We start from the raw sequence: 19,168 nt of genomic DNA, 5'->3' as shown, positions 1-19,168 counted from the left end.
CATTGTGTTTGTACAGTTGCTGGTCGAAGCAGAATAAGGAGGACATTCCATTGTGGTACTATCTCATTGCGGCAGTAATTATTGCACTTGATCAGTTTACAAAGTATTTAATCGTGAAGTATATGGAACTGGGAGAATCCATTCCTTTGATCGCGGACGTCTTTCATCTAACTTCCCATCGAAACATGGGAGCGGCGTTTGGTATCCTGCAAAATCGACGTTGGTTTTTTATCGCCATTACCGCTGTCGTTGTGATTGGGATTGTCATTTCCTTGATTCGCTTGGGAAAAAAACAACCTCGTGCATCGTTGGCGCTGTCATTTGTCTTGGGTGGAGCCGTCGGGAATTTCATTGATCGCGCGATGTCCGGTCAAGTCGTAGATTTTCTCGATTTTACGTTGATTCACTTCCCGATCTTTAATGTGGCGGATATGGCCATCACGATTGGTGTGGGGATTTTGCTTCTCGATGTTTTTCTGGATGGGAAGAAAAACAGATAGTCATGAGAATAATAGTGGGAAAGCTCGGATAGGTGGAGAACATACATGAATGACACGCAATTGTTTGAACGTTACGATTGGACGGTAGACCCAGCAGATAAGAACGAGCGCATTGACAAGTTTATCACGCTGCAAAATGAAGATTGGTCCCGTTCACAGGTACAGGCTTGGGTGAAGGAAGGTCGTGTTACTGTAAATGGTGAACCGATCAAAAACAACTACAAGCTACAGGCAGAGGACGAAGTGACCCTCCGTGTTCCGCCGCCAAAGGAAATGGCGATCCAGCCAGAAGAGATGTCGCTTGATATTGTATACGAGGATAGCGATGTCGTGGTCGTAAATAAACCGCGTGGTCTCGTCGTGCATCCTGCTCCTGGTCATTACAGTGGGACACTCGTCAATGGGCTTTTGGCTCATTGCAAGGATTTGTCCGGAATCAATGGCGTTTTGCGTCCGGGAATTGTCCATCGCATTGATAAGGATACGTCCGGCCTGTTGATGGTAGCCAAAAACGACAAGGCACACATGGGGTTGGCTGAACAGTTGAAAGCACATACCGTCAATCGGAAGTATGTCGCGCTTGTTCATGGGGTCATCCCGCATGAAATGGGAACGATTGAAGCACCGATCGGGCGCGATCCGAAAAATCGCCAGCAAATGGCGGTCGTTTTTGAAAACAGCAAGCCGGCTGTTACGCATTTTATCGTGCTGGAGCGCTTCAAAGAGTACACGATGGTGGAATTGAAACTCGAAACAGGGCGTACCCATCAAATTCGCGTACACATGAAGTACATTGACTATCCACTGGCGGGCGACCCGAAATACGGTCCGAAAAATACATTGGAGCTCGATGGACAAGCTTTGCATGCGAAAACGCTAGGCTTCATCCATCCCCGTACAGGAGAGCAGCTCGAGTTCGAAGCGCCGATGCCGAAGGAAATGCTTGACGTCATCGAAGTTCTCAGACAAGCGTAGAGAACAGGGGGAATAGCCGTGCTAAAAAGATTAGCGCATGTGACACTGTACGTTCACGACTGTGAAGATGCATTGCGGTTTTACACGGAAAAACTCGGTTTCGAAAAACGCATGGATTCTCGGATGGATGATGGTTCTCGTTGGCTCACCGTCGGTCTTCCAGGGCAGGAGCTAGAGATTGTATTGCATGACCCTACCCATTGGCATCGGGAAGACGTTGCGCAGGAAATGCTTCGTCAGGTCGGCAAAAATCCAATGTGGGTTTGGCATACGGATGATTTTTGGTCCACATACGAAACACTGCGTCAACGCGGCGTGGAGTTTGTGAGTGAACCAAATGAAGTAATGTATGGCATAGAGGCTATTTTCAAGGATCTGTATGGCAATCGTTTCTTGTTGTTGCAGCAAGTCTTCCTATGACACTTACATAATGGCAGTTGGATTGGAAAACGCTAGTAGAGAGCTTATTACTTTCTTCTGGCGTTTTTTTCATCTTTCAATAGAGAGTGTAAGGAGTGAATGCCTGTGATCGGAAAATGGGGGAAGCTGTTCGGTCTTTTTGTCCTTTTGGTTGTACTTGTCACAGCAAACGGTGAAGCAAAGGTGGCAGCCCAAAGCCAAGGGCCGGAGCGTGTGAACAAGGAAGTAAGCGTTCCGGTAAAAATGGCATTTACGAGCAACCAGCATTTGTTTTTGGTAGATGGACGGGATGCGACGGGAAAGATCAAGCAAATCACCAAGGATGGCTATGCACAGATCGTGGGTTGGTCGCCAGATGGCAAGTGGCTCCTGTTCGTGAAATACAAAGGCAACGACAATTACTCGACACCAGGCTATGTGTGGATCGTCAGAGCTGACGGCAGCAAAGCTGTGCAGGTAGACGAGCGAGCGGTTTTTGAAACGCCAAAATGGTCTCCGAAAGCGAACAAGCTCGCGTACACCGTGAATGTCGGCAGTAATGAAGCCCCGAGACTATTGCTGATCGTAAAAGACGTTCAAGAGCATGGAGAATTAGCTTTGCAAAGTACAACGAAGGCTGACTTCGAAGATTTCGCCTGGATGCCGGATGGGGAAAACATGCTTGTCTCACTACCAGCCGAAAAAAATAAGCCGATGACGCTGGCCTTGCGCACACTTGCAGGTAAACCGTTGGCTGCCTACCCGATTGCAGAACCGCCAAAAGTGGAGGAAGGCATCTACCCATGGGCAGCGACAGGCTTAAAAGTATCGCCGGATGGGAAGGCTGTGGCCTACTTTGTCAGGTATAACTCAGGCTCCTTGTCTGCTGATGGCGTACCGATTCAATGGTTTGATTTGACACAGCCTGCCAAAAAGCCAATAGACCTAGGAACAGGATTGGCTTATCCTGATTGGCTTGCCTGGACACCAAATGGCGAACAGCTCGCTTTTGTCGATGGCACTGACCGAACCGCCACGACTAACAAGCAGTTAAAGCTGGCAGATCGAGCAGGAAAGGTCAAAACGGTCAGCCCTGGTCCAGTGGTGGTAGACACTTATCCGGTATGGATTCCAAAAGCTCCGTACACGCTGCTTTTCACCAGAGGCTTGGCTACAGAGTATTCATATGATCCGAAGAAGGTCATGGTACCGGAACAAGGCATCTGGCGGCGGTCCGCAGATGGAGTGGAGCAGCAGGTGACAAAAGGGGAAGCGAATACAGCGGACTACTATCCTGCGCCGTCTCCAGATGGAAAACAGCTTCTTTTCCTGCGGTTGGATCGAGCGGAGCACGGCTCCTTGTTTATCCAAGGAATTGGTGAGAATGCGGACAAACAAGTCGAGCTGATCAAAAACATGACAGGGGACATTGGTTATTATGCGAACTACTTGCCACCGTGGGTCAGCGTCTATTGGGAATAGTTAGACTTTTCCGGGCTGCATTGACACCCGTCCAGAATCGTGACATAATTCTACATGACGAATGGAACCTTTTAATCCAGTCCAGTGAGGCTGGCAAGGGCACGGAATGACAAACAGGCGGGACGCTTAAAAGTCCGGTCAGTTTGTCCGAGGGCTTCTTGTCTCCTGACAAGGAGCCTTTTTTCGTAAGGTCCACTGTTCCCGTCGAAAAGGGGGATATTGAGATGATCAACAAAAGCGTTATTATGGATGAAGCGGCGATCCGCCGCGCGCTCACGCGAATCGCACATGAAATTATTGAGCGAAATAAAGGCGTCGAGGATCTCATTATCGTGGGGATTAAGACCAGAGGGATCTACCTCGCGCAGCGCCTTGTGGAAAGAATCGAAATGATTGAAAATGTGAAAGTCCCAGTCGGTGAGCTGGACATTACGTTTTATCGCGACGATCTTCAGCACAAGTCCGAAGATGCCATTTTGCAAGGCTCCAAGCTACCGGATCAAATCACAGGCAAGACTGTGATTCTGGTCGATGATGTTCTCTACACGGGAAGAACGGTGCGTGCCGCATTGGATGCACTGATTGATAACGGTCGCCCACGGATGATTCAACTGGCTGTTCTGGTTGATCGCGGTCATCGCGAGCTGCCAATCCGCCCTGATTTCGTCGGAAAAAACCTCCCAACTGCTAGAACGGAAATTGTCGATGTACAATTGGCAGAAGTGGACGTTATGGACATTGTCTCCATCCGACAGCTACTTTAAAAAGAATAGGATTCCTCTTTAAAAACGATCCTGTGAGGTCGGCAAGAGGCAAGATACTTCCCATGACTATGGCGAAGCTAGCCTCTTTGTGCCCGCACAAAGAGGTTTTTTGTATAAAAAGAAGCTTTTTGTATAAAAGAAGTTTTGAATGAAACAACACAGGGGGCATACAGGCATGAGCCAGAAAAATTACATCGATGTAGACGAAACACCACATATTTCGCGATTGCTGCCACTTAGTATTCAACACTTGTTCGCGATGTTCGGCTCGACTGTATTGGTGCCGATCTTAACGGGGCTGGATGTTGCAACGGCGCTCATGGCAAGTGGGATTGGAACCCTGTTGTTCCTGTGGATCACCAAAGGAAAGCTGCCGAACTACCTCGGTTCTTCCTTCGCTTTCATCGGTCCGATTATCGTCGTGAGTCAATCACATGGAGTAGGGACCGCACTCTTAGGCTGCTTCCTCTCCGGGATTGTGTACATCATCGTCGCCGGAATCGTGAAGAAGGCAGGGGTCAAATGGCTTGATCGGGTACTGCCACCAGTTGTCATCGCCTCTGTCATCGTCGTGATTGGTCTGAGCCTGGCTGGCGTAGCAGTAGACATGGCAACGAAAGTTACTGTAGATGGTCAATCGCAAATGTCATTGACTTCGATTGAAATCTCGCTGGTAACTGTGGTCATAACAGTGCTTGCAGCAGTTATGCTGCGCGGTTTCCTTGGTCTTATCCCCATCTTGATCGGTATGGTTACAGGTTATGTATACACACTACTGCGTCACCCTGAACTGATTAACTTTCAAAAAGTAGTAGAAGCAGACTGGTTCATCACGCCACAAAAAATGTTTGCGGAGCACTTCAAATTTACCGAAGTGATGAGTGTGATAGGTGACGGCTCTGCATGGATCGCAGCACTGGTCATCGCGCCAGTCGCTTTCGTCACGCTGGCAGAGCATTTGGGTCACTTGCTGGTAACGAGCAAGGTCATGGATCGCGATCTGATGAAAAATCCGGGTCTGCACCGCAGCTTGCTCGGAGACGGGGTGGCAACCTCACTGGCAGCTATCTTGGGAGGTCCGCCAGCAACGACATATGGAGAAAACATCGGTGTCCTTGCAATGACTAAGGTATACAGCCGAGTGGTCATCGGTCTTGCGGCTGTACTGGCAATCATGTTCGCCTTCGCTGGTAAGGTTAGCGCCATTTTAATGACGATTCCAACGCCGGTACTTGGCGGTGTCTCCATCATCCTGTTCGGTATCATCGCGGCACAAGGCTTGCGGATGTACGTCGAGCACAAAGTGAATTTTGCAGACAAGCGGAACATGATTCTCGCAGCCGTCATCCTCGTCACGGGAATCGGCGGATACAAAATCAGTTTTGCGAGTACAGGTATCGCTTTCCTGAGCGACCTGACCATCGATAATATCGCACTCTCTACCTTCCTGGGAATTATTCTGCACCTGATCCTTCCAGGAAAAGCGTCCGCGATGGGAGAAGCGCATCTTGAAGAACAAAAATAAATAGCCTATACGTTCCCAATCCTTTAAATCCAGTCCAGAGAGGCTGGCAAGGCAAAGAACGCTGTTTCGGCTGCCCAAAAAGGCACTCAACCAGCTTCTTGTCTCGCTTGCCTCCAGATGCAAAGCGATGCCAAGAAGCTTTTTCTTTTGAACATTAAAGAATCGGAGGGATTCATGATGAAAAATGTAGCGCACCTGATTGGCCTCAAAGACTTATCGAAAGAACAGATCATCCAGCTCCTCGAGCGAGCAGAGTATTGGGCTGCCAGACCAACTGAGCAAGCGGATATCCTGCGCGGACGGTTTGTCGCGAATCTGTTCTTCGAGGCCAGCACCAGAACCCGCTTTTCTTTTGAAGTAGCACAAAAGCGACTGGGCGCACATGTTTTGAACTTCATTCCGGAAACCTCCTCTACTGTAAAGGGCGAGACGGTCTATGACACAATCCGCACCTTGGAAGCAATGGGTGTGGAAGCAGCCGTGATCCGCACCAAGAAGGAAGGCCTGCTGCAAGAGCTGGCTGAAAGCGTAGACCTGAAGCTGATCAACGCAGGAGATGGAACGAATGAGCACCCGACCCAATGCCTGCTCGATCTTCTGACCATGAAAAGGCAGTTTGGCAAGCTTTCTGGTCTCACGGTTGCGATCATTGGAGACCTGCGCCACAGCCGCGTGCTCGGTTCTCACCTGCATGCGCTGCCGAAGCTCGGTGTGAATCTGCTGCTCTCAGGTCCCGCTACGATGATGCCAGCGCATATCCCGCAAGGTGTGAAAATCGTGGAAATGGAAGAAGCGGTTCAAACCGCAGATGTGGTCATGATGCTGCGCGTGCAGCTGGAGCGCCATGCGGAATCCCTCTATCTATCGAAGGAAGAATATCACAAGGCACATGGGCTCACACTGGATAGAGCCAAAATGATGAAGTCCGGCGCAGTTATCATGCATCCGGCACCCGTCAATCGCGGGGTTGAGATTCATACCGATTTGGTAGAATGCGAAACGTCCTTGATCCAAACCCAAGTGACCAACGGAGTCGCAGCAAGAATGGCAGTTCTAGAAACTCTTTTGAAAGGGAGCGAAATGACATGGGAATCATCCTTGGCAACGGCAACGTACTAAATCAGGCGGGGGAACTCACCCCGATGGAAATATTGGTGGAAAAGGGAAGAATCACAGCGATGGGAGAAACACTCGATCGCGAGGGGCATGATTGGATCGATTGCCACGGGGGCATGATTAGCGCGGGTCTCATCGATGCCCACGTACATCTGCGTGAACCAGGCTTTGAACATAAAGAAACGATCGAAACAGGGGCAAAAGCAGCCGTACAAGGCGGATTTACAACGGTAGCATGCATGCCAAACACACGACCATCCATCGATAGTGTCGAGACTGTGACCTACATTTTGGACAAAGCGAGCGAGGCAGGTATGGCGCGCGTCATCCCGTATGGTGCAATTACTGTTCGCCAATTGGGAAAAGAGCTGACGGATTTCGCTGGGTTAAAAGAAGCAGGGATCTTCGCGCTGACAGATGACGGTGTGGGTGTCCAATCAACCGCCATGATGAAAAAAGCTATGCAAAAAGCAGCAGAGCTCGGTATCGCAATCGTCGCTCACTGTGAGGACGAAGACCTGTTGATCCCGGGAGCAGCTTTGCATGACGGGGTGGTTGCAGCTCGACACGGACTCCCAGGAATTCCTTCTGAGTCAGAGTCCATCCACGTTGGCCGCGATATTTTGCTGGCAGAACAGACAGGTGTGCACTACCACGTATGTCACATCAGTGCAAAAGAATCGGTTCGTCTGGTACGCGACGGAAAACGCGCTGGCGTGAATGTAACGTGTGAAGTCAGTCCGCATCATCTCTTGCTGTGCGACGAGGATATCCCGGACAATCTGGATACAAATTGGAAAATGAACCCGCCGCTGCGCTCTCGTGAAGATCGTGCTGCACTGATTGCGGGATTAAAAGACGGTACCATTGATATGATCGCAACCGACCATGCACCACACACCCAAGAGGAAAAAGCCAACGGGATCAACCGCGCACCATTCGGAATCGTCGGACTGGAGACAGCTTTCCCACTGTTGTACACCAATCTCGTACAAACGGGAGAGCTGACCTTGAAGAAGCTGGTTGAGCTGTTGACCGTGAAGCCAGCAGAAGCATTCAAACTGCCATATGGACGTCTGGAAGTAGGCGCACCAGCAGACCTGACTGTGATGGATCTGGAAACGGAAAAAACAATTGACCCAAGCACATTCGCAAGTAAAGGAATCAACACACCATTTGCTGGTTGGGTATGCAAAGGCTGGCCGACGCTGACGCTGGTAGATGGAAAGATCGTATATCAAAACGTGTAAAAACGACTGACAGACAAGACAAAAGTTTTTACACGACAATGGAGGAGGAGCATAAATGCGTGCAAGATTGATCTTGGAAGATGGAACAGAATTTATCGGGACGGCATTTGGAGCGACAAAGGAGTCTTACGGGGAAGTGGTTTTCAATACAGGGCTGACTGGCTATCAGGAGGTTTTGTCCGACCCATCCTACTGCGGACAGATCGTCACCATGACATACCCGCTAATCGGAAATTACGGGATCAATCGAGACGACTTTGAAGCTGTTCGTCCATACATTCACGGCTTCGTTGTTCGCGAGCATTGTGAGGCACCGAGCAACTGGCGCAATACGAACACACTCGATGAACTGCTGAAAACATACGAAATTCCGGGCATTGCTGGAATTGACACCCGAATGCTGACGAGAAAAATTCGTTACCACGGCACGATGAAGGGCATGATTACCACCAGTGAAGCCCCGTTGGCTGAATTGGTTGCTGTCCTGAACGGCACGACATTGATGACAGACCAAGTATCACGCGTTTCTACGAAAAGCGTCTTCAGCTGCCCAGGTTCAGGTCATCGGGTAGTACTGGTAGACTTCGGAGCCAAGCACGGGATTTTGCGCGAGTTGACCAAGCGCAACTGTGACGTAGTCGTTGTGCCTTACAATGTAACAGCAGAAGAGATTCGCCGCATCCAACCGGACGGGATACTTTTGTCCAATGGCCCTGGGGACCCGAAGGACGTACCGCAAGCTGTAGAGATGATTCGCGAAATCTTGGGTGAATATCCTCTGTTCGGAATTTGCCTCGGTCACCAACTGTTCGCGCTGGCATCTGGCGCTGACACGACGAAAATGAAATTCGGACACCGTGGCGGCAACCATCCAGTAAAAGAGCTGCCAACCGGACGCACCTATATCACATCCCAGAACCACAGCTATGCAGTAAAAGAAGACTCGCTCGCAGGCACGGAGCTGGAAGTTACACATATCGCCCTGAATGATGGCACCATCGAAGGTGTACGTCATGCCGCGAAGAATGCATTCTCAGTACAGTACCATCCAGAAGCAGCTCCAGGACCGTATGATTCCGGCTACCTGTTCGACCAGTTTCTTGCGATGATGGAAACCGCTAAGGAGGAAAAAACTCATGCCAAAACAAGATAATCTGAAAAAAATCCTCGTAATCGGCTCTGGACCAATCGTTATCGGGCAGGCTGCAGAATTTGACTATGCAGGCACGCAAGCATGCGAAGCGTTAAAAGAAGAGGGTATGGAGGTAGTTCTGATCAACTCCAACCCGGCGACCATCATGACTGATACAAACATGGCGGACAAAGTATATATCGAGCCAATCACGCCTGAATTCGTAGCGCGCGTCATTCGTCAAGAGAAGCCGGATGGACTACTGCCTACACTTGGTGGTCAAACGGGCTTGAACATGGCTGTTGCCCTCTCAGAAGCAGGCGTTCTCGAGCAAGAAAATGTAAAGCTGCTCGGAACGAAGCTGGAATCGATCAAGCAAGCAGAAGACCGCGACCTGTTCCGCTCCCTCATGAATGAACTGGGCGAGCCAGTACCTGAATCAGTCATCGTGAGCACGATAGAAGAAGCGGTTGATTTTGCAAACGAAATCGGTTATCCCATCATCGTTCGTCCTGCCTACACCTTGGGTGGTACAGGCGGCGGAATTTGTGATGATGAAGAAACCCTCCGCGAGATCGTCGCAAGCGGATTGAAATACTCCCCGATTACACAATGCTTGATCGAGAAAAGCATTGCCGGCATGAAAGAAATCGAATACGAAGTGATGCGTGATGCCAACGACAACTGCATCGTCGTCTGCAACATGGAAAACATCGACCCAGTCGGTGTGCATACTGGTGACTCCATCGTAGTAGCACCTAGCCAAACACTAGCTGACCGCGAGTATCAAATGCTGCGCACATCGGCTCTGAACATCATTCGGGCGCTCGGTATCGAGGGTGGCTGCAACGTACAATACGCACTCGACCCGCACAGCTTCCAGTACTACGTGATCGAAGTGAACCCGCGTGTGAGCCGCTCTTCTGCACTGGCTTCCAAGGCAACAGGCTACCCAATTGCAAAGATGGCAGCCAAAATCGCAATCGGCTACACGTTGGATGAACTGAAAAACCCGGTGACAGGTCAAACATATGCATGCTTCGAGCCAACACTGGACTACATCGTCAGCAAAATCCCACGCTGGCCGTTTGACAAGTTCCAATCCGCCAATCGCAAGCTCGGTACGCAAATGAAAGCGACTGGAGAAGTAATGGCAATCGGTCGAACTTTTGAAGAATCGATCATGAAGGCCATCCGTTCCTTGGAAATCGGCAGCTATCACATTGAGATCAAGGGAGCAGACGAAATTAGCGAGGAAGATCTGAAAGCTCGTCTGGTGCACGCAGATGACGAACGCCTCTTCCTGCTGGCAGAAGCACTGCGCCGTGGCTGGACAATCGAACAACTGCACAGCCTGACCAAGATCGATCTGTTCTTCTTGCACAAGTTCCATAAAATGATTGCCTTTGAAGCACAACTGGCAAAAGGCTTGACGAGCGAGAAGCTATACGAAGCAAAACGCATGGGCTTCACGGACCGCAAAATTGCTGAGCTGTGCGGTGAGACAGAAGAAGCGGTACACGCCATGCGCAAAGAAAAAGGCTTTGTACCTGTATATAAAATGGTAGATACTTGCGCGGCAGAATTCGAGGCGCAAACACCGTACTACTACTCCGCTTATGAAGTAGAAGACGAGCGCATCGAGACAGGCAAAAAACGCGTGGTGGTACTGGGCTCCGGACCAATCCGCATCGGTCAAGGAATCGAGTTTGACTATGCAACGGTACACGCCGTCTGGGCACTGAGAGAAGCGGGCTATGAGGCAGTGATCATCAACAACAACCCGGAGACAGTTTCTACAGACTTCAACACCTCTGATCGCCTGTACTTCGAGCCGCTGTACATCGAAGACGTCATGAACATTCTCGATGTGGAAAAACCAGAGGGTGTCATCGTACAATTCGGCGGACAAACCGCGATCAACCTGGCTGACAAGCTGGCTGCACGCGGAATCAAAATCTTGGGTACGAGTCTGGAAAACATCGACGCAGCGGAAAACCGCGAGAAGTTCGAAGCACTGCTGCGCGAGCTGGAAATCGCCCAACCACCAGGCAAAACGGTTACGTCAGTCGATCAGGCAGTAGTGGCGGCAGAGGGTCTTGGCTTCCCAGTCCTGGTGCGCCCATCCTACGTACTTGGCGGACGTGCGATGGAAATCGTCTACAACCAGCCCGAACTGTTGGAGTATATGGAAAAAGCGGTGAAGGTAAACCCTGATCACCCTGTACTGGTAGACCGTTACATGGTCGGAATAGAAGCGGAAGTCGATGCGATTTGCGACGGCGAAAACGTTCTGATCCCAGGCATCATGGAGCATATCGAACGCGCAGGGGTGCACTCCGGCGACTCTATCGCCGTATATCCTCCGCAATCCTTGTCCCAAGCGATTAAGGATGAGCTGATCGACATGACGACGAAGCTGGCGCGTGCCCTGCAAATCAAAGGCTTGCTCAACATCCAGTTCGTCATCTATAAAGATCGCCCATACGTAATTGAGGTTAATCCGCGTTCGTCTCGTACAGTGCCATTCCTTTCCAAAGTAACGGGGATTCCAATGGCGAACATCGCGACGAAAGCGATCCTTGGTCACTCTATCATGGAACAAGGCTTTACACCGGGCTACCATCCAGAGGAGTCGATGGTTTCTGTCAAAGTACCAGTCTTCTCCTTCGCAAAGCTGCGCCGCGTTGATATTACGCTCGGCCCTGAAATGAAATCGACCGGAGAAGTCATGGGACGCGAGAGCACTCTGGCAAAAGCGTTGTACAAAGGCTTGGTCGCAGCAGGCATGAATATCCCGACACAAGGCACCTTGCTCGTGACTGTTGCTGACAAAGACAAGGAAGAAGCGCTGGACATTGTGAAACGCTTCCGCCACCTCGGCTTCAAGCTGATGGCAACCTCAGGCACAGCCGATTATTTGGAGCAAGCGGGACTGCAAGTCACACGCGTAAGCAAATTGTCCGAAGGCACGCCAAATCTGTTGGATGTCATCCATACAGGCGAAGCGAACATCGTACTCAATACACTGACAAAAGGCAAAACGCCACAACGCGACGGCTTCCGCATTCGTCGGGAAGCGGTCGAGAACGGCGCCGTATGCTTGACTTCACTCGATACAGCTTCCGCTCTCCTGCACGTACTGGAGACGATCACATTCTCTACAGAAGCAATGCCAGCCCAGCGTGCTGGTGCCAAAGTGGCAGTAACCGTATAAAAAGGGGAGAGCAGCGTGCAACAACAACTAACCGATATTCGCGAACGCATGATTGTTGCGCTCGACTTTTCCACACTGGATGAAGTCAAGAAGTGCATCGAGCCGCTACAGGGGCATATCCGTTATGTAAAAGTAGGGATGGAGCTCGCTTACGCAGAAGGGCCAGCGATCGTTTCCTTCTTGAAGGAAAAAGGACTCAACGTGTTCCTCGACTTGAAGGTTCATGATATTCCCAATACAGCAAAAGGCGCGATGAGAAGCCTGGCGCGACTGGGAGCAGACATGGTAAACGTTCATGCGGCAGGCGGCGTAGCCATGATGGCGGCAGCGAGAGAAGGATTGGAGCAAGGGACAGCGGCAGGTGCTGCTCGTCCCCTCCTGATCGGTGTAACGATGCTGACATCCACTGGTTTGCAAACGATGAATCAAGAATTGGCAATACCAGGTGCGGTAGAAGATGTTGTCGTGCACTATGCACGGATGACCAAGCAAGCAGGTTTGGATGGGGTCGTTGCTTCTCCACTAGAAGTACCGATAATCAAAAAAGCTGCCGGAGACGCCTTTGTAACCGTAACGCCAGGAATTCGCCCACTGGGAGCAGATCAAGGTGATCAGACGCGTATCACGACGCCAGAACAGGCATTCCGCTTGGGTAGTGATTACCTCGTGATCGGACGCGCCATTACGGGTGCTAAAGATCCGGTAGGGGTATGGCAAAGTATCGTCGCAGCAGTGGAAAAAGATCGTTCGTAAAGTAGCCAGCTGGAGGGAATAAGTGAAATGACGACAATGACAACCGCTAAACAAATTGCAGCGAATCTTCTCGAAATCGGGGCAGTTCATCTGCGTCCGGAGCAGCCTTTTACATGGACGTCCGGGATTAAATCCCCGATCTACTGCGACAACCGGATCACGATGTCCTATCCGCATGTGCGTCGTGCCGTTGCGAAAGCATTTGCCGATTTGATCAAGGAGCAGTACCCAGATGCGCAAGTCGTGGCGGGGACAGCGACTGCTGGTATTCCACATGCTGCATGGGTAGCAGAGCTGCTTGATCTGCCTATGATCTACGTACGGGACAAGGCAAAAGGCCACGGTCGCCAAAATCAGATTGAGGGCGCATTGGCGGCTGGTCAAAAGGTCGTCGTGATTGAAGACCTGATTTCCACAGGAGGCAGCTCCTTGAAAGCGGCGCAAGCGGTACAGGCAGAGGGTGGAGAGGTACTGGGGGTCGTAGCCATTTTCAGCTATCAATTCCCGGATGCCCAAGCCTTGTTTGAGGAAGCAGGCATTCCTTGCTCCACCATTTCGAATTATATAGCGCTTTTGGAAGTAGCTTCAGAGCAAGGGGTTATTACTAGCGAACAGGAAAAAGTATTGGGCGAATGGCGGAAATCCCCGCGTACTTTTTTTGAATAAGGGAGACATGATGAAGAGTAGGGCGGGGTCAAACCGTCCTACTCTTTTTTGTTTCGTCATGGATCGTAATCTGGACCCCTTCGGATCGATAGAACTGGAGGATATCCTCGGCAGACATTTCGAGATGCCTCAAATCCTCTGGAAAAAGAACACCGGGCGTAACCGTTTCGTTTTCGCTTTGCCGAAGGACTGGTTGTGCAAAAATGGCAGCTCCCAAAGCGGTCAGGTGAGTCTGCCCTTTCGGATCAGTGATCTCGACTTGGCGTTTCACGTTCATGCCATGCTCATTGCGCCCATTTATTTGGATGACAACATGGTGAGGTGACCCTGCACCCGGATTGTACAGTATTTTTTGACGTGTGCTTTTGCCAAGCATGTCCCATATCCGGCTTTTTACCAATAAAACGAGGGCAAAAGTAGACAGTTTATTGTCAAAGGCGATCCGAAAATCAGCGGCAGTTACGTTTGGGGCTTTCACGAGCGTCATGTGATCCGGTGTGTCAAGACGATAGCATTTCGTATGAAACCCATTCGGAAAGGTCACGGGTACCGGATCTGACATGGGTGTCACTTCTTTTACGCCAGTGGGGGTGGTGACAGTAAAAGGGATCGTTATACGATCCATATAGTCGGTGGAATCTGGACCTGCTTTGTCTTGAAGAGAATAAAGTGCGTGAAGATGAATCCGGACATCTTGCAGGGAAGAGGTATGTATGCTTGCAAGAAGGGCTACAGTTCCCCCCATCCATCCTGAGGCGAGTATAACTGGAGAGCCCATGTTCTCCTTCTTCAATCGGTCGATTGACCGTGTAAATCGCTCTGTCCAACGCGTGACGTCAATCAAAGGGATCTGTCGGCGAACCGCAGCAAGCAACAGTTTGTCATCTGGATCATTTACTGCACTGATAATCAAGGCCAAATCATCTGGAGCATGGGCGAGAGGATCAGATTTGGAGATGTCCAAGAGAAAAGGCTTTAGCCTCGTGGACGCAAAAGGCAAAGGTTTTCCGGCAGACCTTCCTCCCAGCAATAATTCGAGAGTAGGGTGGCGATCGTGCAGGATCTTGGCAATTTGGCTCCCAACCGTTCCGTAGCCGCCGACAATTAAAACTTTGGTGGGATTCATGACGATTTCTCCTTTGATTAAATGTTTATTCGTTTAAGTTTATTAACGGATAGCTGTGAAAAACAGGGACACACTGTCCCTTCTCGTGACGTCCTATTCAGTTGCACTCTTCTTCGACGAAAGTCACCAATTGCTTAAAAAGACGGATCGCCTCTGTAAATTCAAGCCGATAAAACATCTCCGTTCCCTTCTTTTGAACGTTTACTAGGCCCGCTTGTTTTAATATTTTCAAGTGATGAGACACCGTAGGTCTAGACATGGGAATATGTTCGGCAATTTGTGTTACGTTCATGCTTTCCTTGTCGATGAGAAGAGCTACGATTTGCTGCCGAATCGGATCACCCAAGCCTTGGAAGTATGGACTTAACTCCATAAATATTTGCGTCGCTTTTTCATTGCAGGTTGGATTCGTCATTGCACACTCCGTTAATAAACTTAATCATTTAAACCAAAGTATATGAGTTCTTCCTTATTTTTGCAAGCGATAAAAACGCTTCTTCTCTTTTTCGGGACGAAGCGTTTTTCATGTAAAAGAGCTAACTTTAGTTAGTGTTAGAAAGAATTTGGATAATGATATCATGATTGATGATTGCTATTTAATCAGGAAGGATTTCAGAAAAGTACAACGATTACTACAAGGAGGATTATGGTACATACCAGACCTTTTGAATATGAGCAAGACGAATCACTTATTTGGGAATTGTACTGTTCTACGAGAACCGAAGAAATGGCACTTTGGGGTTGGAGTGAGTCGGACAAGCTTGCTTTTTTACAGTCGCAGTTTATCATGCAGCAGAAATCTTACCAAATGCAATTTCCCGCTCAAAATCATCAAATCATTCTGCGATCCGGGCAGCCTATCGGTCGTTTGATCACGGATGCGAGCGGAGAAGCACTGCATCTTGTTGATATTTCTTTGCTGCCTGCTTATCGGGGCCAGGGTGTTGGTTCTGGCATTATTGGCGATTTGCAAAAAGAGGCTGAAGCTATCCAATTACCTATCCGTTTACATGTTTTACACGGGAATCCTGCCTTTCGATTATATGAACGACTTCATTTCATCGTGACCGACTCAACGGGGCTGTATATGCAAATGGAATGGCAGCCACTTCTGCAAAAATGACCGGTTTGTTCGTTTGACAAGGGAAATAACCACTTTACATAAGGAGGAAGCAACATGGCAGAGCCATTTCTTGGAGAAATCAGGATGTTTGGGGGAGATTATGCACCACAAGGATGGGCATTATGCGAGGGACAGATTTTATCTATTTCGGAAAACGACACATTGTTTAGTTTGATTGGATTCACATATGGCGGGGATGGACAAACGACTTTTGCGTTGCCTGATTTACGAGGGCGTATCCCGCTCCATCAAGGGAAAAATCCGAGTACAGGAACTACCTTCGTGATAGGTGAAAAAAATGGTGTAGAATCCGTCACCTTAAACGTCCCACAATTGCCCGCGCATACGCATACGGTCCATGCATCATCGCAGCCAGGAACGCAGAATAGCCCTGCCAATGCTGTATGGGCAAAGAATACGCAGCTATATTCAACAAATGCACCTGATGGATCGATGAACGCGTCCAGCTTGAGTACTGTAGGTGGAAATCAACCACACAGTAACCTGATGCCGTTTACGGTTATTAATTTCATCATTGCCCTGTATGGGATCTATCCTCAACAAAATTAACATTCCAATCGAACAGGAGGATTTTACGTGGAACCATTTCTTGGAGAAATTCGATTTTTTCCCTTTCCATTTGCGCCAAAGGGGTGGGCTTTGTGTAATGGTGCGTTGTTGCCTCTCAATGGAAACCAGGCACTGTTTTCCTTGTTAGGAGCTGTTTATGGAGGGGACGGGAAAAACAATTTTGCTTTACCAGATTTAAGAGGACGTGTCCCCGTTCATAAAAACAATCAACAAGATCGTCCAATGGTACCGCTTGGTATGTCAGCAGGAGAAGAAACGCATGTATTAACAACAAACGAAATACCCACTCATACCCATACCGCGACGGGCTCGAATGCAGGAGCCAATGAAAAAATTAGCGCTGGGAACTACTGGGCACAAGCATCTACCACTACCTATGGGACAACCCCTGATACAACGATGAGTGAGAGTGCGTTGCAAACGGTAGGGAACAGTGCACCTCATACGAATATGCAGCCGTATTTGGTCGGGAATTTTTGCATCGCGATTCAAGGGATTTACCCGCCAAGAAACTAGAGGAGGCACTATCATATGGATCCGTATATTGGAGAAATTCGTATCTTCGCTGGCAACTTCCCGCCGAGGGACTGGGCTTTTTGTGATGGACAACTGCTTGCGATCCCTTCCAATCCTATTTTGTATTCGATATTGGGAACAAAGTATGGCGGCGATGGCAAGACCACATTTGCACTTCCCAATTTAAGAGGCACAGCCCCGATGAACCAGGGGGAAGGACCTGGATTGACACCGCGTACGGCAGGTCAGACAGATGGCGCAGCCAAGATAACACTGCTACAAAACGAAATTCCGGCGCATACGCATGTTCCCAATGCGTGCTCAACGCCTACAGGGGATACGCCAACAGGGGCAAAATGGTCATCCACTGGTGGCCGGGGAGGTATCATTCCTTACTCCAACACGAGTGATGGGACACAGCTTAGCCCGCAAGCAATTGGAACCACAGGCGGGGCTCAGCCTCATAATAATATGCAACCTTATCTCGGACTCTCGTTCATCATTTGTGTGGAAGGCGGAGTTTATCCGGCGAAAGGATAGAGACTGAATTTTGGACGCCCAATGCTGTGCAGCTGGAGGCGTCTTTTTCACGTGACGGTCACAGCCCTTCTTCCATCTTTTCCTATTTTTCGTATTCTTCTTGCGAGACGTATGCATTATAATGGATATGTCCGTGATACTAAACGATCGCTTGAAGCAGAACGATCGCAGAGGATGAAGCAGATGACGAAGATAGAAATACTGAAAAGCATGTTGACGAGCGATCAACGCAATGCACCAGTATGGCTGTTGTTAGGGTTAGAGCATGCTGAGCAGGGGGATCGTACGGAGGCTTTACAGGCCTTTACGCAGGCCCTTGCCTATGGTAATGAAGCGATGAAGGAAAAAATTGTGATCGAGCTCAACAAGCTACAAAAAGAATCCCCCTATTCGCGGACGTTAAAAGGGATCAATCAGAAGGATTCCTCTACATACACTACGATGTTTTCACCTAAGATACGCGTCATTGAAGGGGGAAAAGGGAAGACCACCACGAAATCGGTACAACTCGTTGAGAAAACGGCGGGCTTTGGAATGGTCGGCGGGCTTGGACGAGTAAAAGAGGCAATCTTTCAAAGACTCCTACAGCCTATTTCGCAACGGTTGCCTCAAAAGAAAAGTACCATCTTACTTTACGGCCCATCGGGGTGTGGAAAATCTTTGCTGGCAAAAGCAACCTCAGAAGAATGCCAGGCTCATTTTTTCTCCATGGCGAACACAGGCGGTCGAAGTATGTATACGCCGTCGAACAGGCAGTTCAACATCCATGACTTACTGGCAACAGCCCCTGCCAATAAACCGTTTCTGTTTTTTTTAGATGAACTGGAGGCTTCCAGCCATTACGAAGAGCATGCGAACTCCTATCCTAGACAGGGGATCGATTCCAAATGGCTTCAGCAGATAGCGGAGGTAGGCGAGTACAACGAACGATTCGTCCTGATGGGTGCAACCAACGTCCCGTGGGAATTGGAGCCATCCATGCTCCGAGCGGCCGGCTTTGATCACTGGATTTTTGTCGGACCGCCAGATCGGCAAGCACGGGAGGATATTTTTCGCCTAAAACTGGAGGGCCGTCCCACTGAGATGCTAAATTATGAGCAGTTAGCAGGATGGACGGAGTTTTATTCGGGGGCAGACATCGAGTATGTAGTGGAGCTCGCGACGGAGCAGGTATGGCATGATGTCGTAACAAAAGGGGTCGACCGCCCCATTCAAATGAGCGATCTACGGGAGGCCATTGCAGCTACGTATCCAACAACCATTGAGTGGTTGAGGACTTTGAAAGAACATTTGAAACAAGTGGATGATAACGGAATTTATGATGAAGTGTGGGATTACCTGTCTCTTCACAGTAGAATCTGAAATCAACGAAAAGACTGTCGGCACGCTATCAAGCTGCAGTCTTTTTTTGGTACAAATGTTAGAATATTGACTCAATACAGTCTTTTTTGTACGCTGAGTATAGGCTTGAACAGTTGCTGGAAGGTGGAGGT

19 protein-coding genes are annotated in these 19,168 nt (G+C 49.4%); 17 read left to right on the top strand and 2 right to left on the bottom strand.

Annotated elements, in window-relative coordinates; all coding sequences use genetic code 11:
• The first annotated feature begins 50 nt into the window (after nucleotides 1-50).
• From lspA to pyrE, 12 genes are all read left to right on the top strand, one after another.
• Nucleotides 51-500 carry a signal peptidase II gene (gene lspA, locus HP570_RS03705; protein ID WP_015892042.1) on the top strand — a complete coding sequence of 150 codons (450 nt, stop codon included), beginning with the start codon at nucleotides 51-53 and terminating at the stop codon, nucleotides 498-500.
• 45 nt (nucleotides 501-545) lie between these two features.
• Nucleotides 546-1,475 (top strand): RluA family pseudouridine synthase, encoded by a 930-nt coding sequence (locus HP570_RS03700; protein ID WP_015892041.1) that lies wholly within the window; start codon nucleotides 546-548, stop codon nucleotides 1,473-1,475.
• Between the two features lie 18 nt (nucleotides 1,476-1,493).
• On the top strand, nucleotides 1,494-1,895 hold the full coding sequence (locus HP570_RS03695) for a VOC family protein (RefSeq protein ID WP_173624924.1): 402 nt from the start codon (nucleotides 1,494-1,496) through the stop codon (nucleotides 1,893-1,895).
• 99 nt (nucleotides 1,896-1,994) lie between these two features.
• Complete coding sequence (locus HP570_RS03690) at nucleotides 1,995-3,356, top strand: TolB-like translocation protein (RefSeq protein WP_173624923.1); 1,362 nt, start codon at nucleotides 1,995-1,997, stop codon at nucleotides 3,354-3,356.
• Between the two features lie 224 nt (nucleotides 3,357-3,580).
• Complete coding sequence (gene pyrR / locus HP570_RS03685) at nucleotides 3,581-4,120, top strand: bifunctional pyr operon transcriptional regulator/uracil phosphoribosyltransferase PyrR (protein WP_007728461.1); 540 nt, start codon at nucleotides 3,581-3,583, stop codon at nucleotides 4,118-4,120.
• A 175-nt stretch (nucleotides 4,121-4,295) separates the two neighbouring features.
• Complete coding sequence (locus tag HP570_RS03680) at nucleotides 4,296-5,645, top strand: solute carrier family 23 protein (protein WP_015892038.1); 1,350 nt, start codon at nucleotides 4,296-4,298, stop codon at nucleotides 5,643-5,645.
• Nucleotides 5,646-5,822: 177 nt separating this feature from the next.
• Entirely contained in the window at nucleotides 5,823-6,764 is a 942-nt protein-coding gene (locus tag HP570_RS03675; protein ID WP_015892036.1) for an aspartate carbamoyltransferase catalytic subunit, read from the top strand.
• Complete coding sequence (locus HP570_RS03670; protein WP_142496493.1) at nucleotides 6,731-8,011, top strand: dihydroorotase; 1,281 nt, start codon at nucleotides 6,731-6,733, stop codon at nucleotides 8,009-8,011. The genes HP570_RS03675 and HP570_RS03670 overlap by 34 nt, the downstream gene beginning before the upstream one ends.
• A gap of 55 nt (nucleotides 8,012-8,066) precedes the next feature.
• Nucleotides 8,067-9,164, top strand: coding sequence for a carbamoyl phosphate synthase small subunit (locus HP570_RS03665; protein WP_173624922.1), 1,098 nt, complete (start codon nucleotides 8,067-8,069; stop codon nucleotides 9,162-9,164).
• On the top strand, nucleotides 9,148-12,360 hold the full coding sequence (gene carB, locus HP570_RS03660) for a carbamoyl-phosphate synthase large subunit (protein ID WP_173624921.1): 3,213 nt from the start codon (nucleotides 9,148-9,150) through the stop codon (nucleotides 12,358-12,360). The genes HP570_RS03665 and carB overlap by 17 nt, the downstream gene beginning before the upstream one ends.
• A gap of 15 nt (nucleotides 12,361-12,375) precedes the next feature.
• Entirely contained in the window at nucleotides 12,376-13,113 is a 738-nt protein-coding gene (gene pyrF, locus HP570_RS03655) for an orotidine-5'-phosphate decarboxylase (RefSeq protein ID WP_309139180.1), read from the top strand.
• Between the two features lie 27 nt (nucleotides 13,114-13,140).
• The gene (gene pyrE / locus HP570_RS03650) at nucleotides 13,141-13,779 is read left to right on the top strand and encodes an orotate phosphoribosyltransferase (RefSeq protein ID WP_173624920.1); all 639 of its coding nucleotides are present in this window, start codon (nucleotides 13,141-13,143) and stop codon (nucleotides 13,777-13,779) included.
• Between the two features lie 28 nt (nucleotides 13,780-13,807).
• Here pyrE and HP570_RS03645 read toward each other — a convergent pair whose 3' ends face one another.
• Nucleotides 13,808-14,905 carry a saccharopine dehydrogenase family protein gene (locus tag HP570_RS03645; protein ID WP_173624919.1) on the bottom strand — a complete coding sequence of 366 codons (1,098 nt, stop codon included), beginning with the start codon at nucleotides 14,903-14,905 and terminating at the stop codon, nucleotides 13,808-13,810.
• 97 nt (nucleotides 14,906-15,002) lie between these two features.
• Nucleotides 15,003-15,320, bottom strand: a complete 318-nt coding sequence (locus HP570_RS03640) for an ArsR/SmtB family transcription factor (RefSeq protein ID WP_015892029.1) — start codon at nucleotides 15,318-15,320, stop codon at nucleotides 15,003-15,005.
• A gap of 231 nt (nucleotides 15,321-15,551) precedes the next feature.
• On the opposite strand from HP570_RS03640, the gene HP570_RS03635 reads away from it, so the two are divergent.
• The 5 genes from HP570_RS03635 (at nucleotide 15,552) to HP570_RS03615 (ending at nucleotide 19,037) form a co-directional block, all read left to right on the top strand.
• Nucleotides 15,552-16,028: a GNAT family N-acetyltransferase gene (locus HP570_RS03635; RefSeq protein ID WP_173624918.1), complete on the top strand. Its 477-nt coding sequence runs from the start codon at nucleotides 15,552-15,554 to the stop codon at nucleotides 16,026-16,028.
• Between the two features lie 54 nt (nucleotides 16,029-16,082).
• The gene (locus HP570_RS03630; protein ID WP_064200589.1) at nucleotides 16,083-16,598 is read left to right on the top strand and encodes a phage tail protein; all 516 of its coding nucleotides are present in this window, start codon (nucleotides 16,083-16,085) and stop codon (nucleotides 16,596-16,598) included.
• 27 nt (nucleotides 16,599-16,625) lie between these two features.
• The gene (locus HP570_RS03625) at nucleotides 16,626-17,135 is read left to right on the top strand and encodes a phage tail protein (protein ID WP_064200590.1); all 510 of its coding nucleotides are present in this window, start codon (nucleotides 16,626-16,628) and stop codon (nucleotides 17,133-17,135) included.
• A gap of 15 nt (nucleotides 17,136-17,150) precedes the next feature.
• Nucleotides 17,151-17,675: a phage tail protein gene (locus tag HP570_RS03620; protein ID WP_173624917.1), complete on the top strand. Its 525-nt coding sequence runs from the start codon at nucleotides 17,151-17,153 to the stop codon at nucleotides 17,673-17,675.
• Nucleotides 17,676-17,858: 183 nt separating this feature from the next.
• A complete protein-coding gene (locus HP570_RS03615; RefSeq protein WP_173624916.1) occupies nucleotides 17,859-19,037 on the top strand; it encodes an ATP-binding protein in 1,179 nt (392 codons plus the stop codon).
• Nucleotides 19,038-19,168 lie beyond the last annotated feature (131 nt).

The organism is Brevibacillus sp. RS1.1 (assembly GCF_013284365.1).
GTDB classification, from domain to species: Bacteria; Bacillota; Bacilli; order Brevibacillales; family Brevibacillaceae; genus Brevibacillus; species Brevibacillus brevis_D.
Note: the sequence above shows the minus strand (reverse complement) of the source record. Positions and strands in the feature narration are given on the sequence as shown.